This is a genomic window from Pseudomonas sp. SIMBA_041 (assembly GCF_046535095.1).
GTDB classification, from domain to species: domain Bacteria; phylum Pseudomonadota; class Gammaproteobacteria; order Pseudomonadales; family Pseudomonadaceae; genus Aquipseudomonas; species Aquipseudomonas mucoides.
Genome location: NZ_JAWRXJ010000473.1, coordinates 1 through 262 on the forward strand (window position 1 = coordinate 1; position 262 = coordinate 262).

The 262-nt window shown below is 63.0% G+C and carries 1 pseudogene; it reads left to right on the forward strand.

Features of this window, described 5'->3' with window-relative positions:
- Positions 1-262, forward strand: a pseudogene (locus tag SB725_RS31980) (ABC transporter substrate-binding protein); the annotation flags it as partial.

The following is a 262-nucleotide window of genomic DNA, read 5'->3' on the forward strand; positions in this document are numbered from 1 at the left end:
GCGCCCGTTGATCGACGGGGATGTCCAGATCGACGGGGTGGATCCCGTGTTCATGCTGCAGGATCCGGAGGAGATCTTCTTTCGTGCATTCCGCCACGCCGACTACGACATTTGCGAGCTTTCGCTCAGCAGCTATTCGGTGAAGACGGCGGCGGGCACGTCGCCGTATATCGCCGTGCCCGTCTTCCCGTCGCGCGCGTTCCGCCACAGCTCGGTATACGTGCGCGCCGATCGTGGCATCAGCCGACCCGAAGATCTCAAG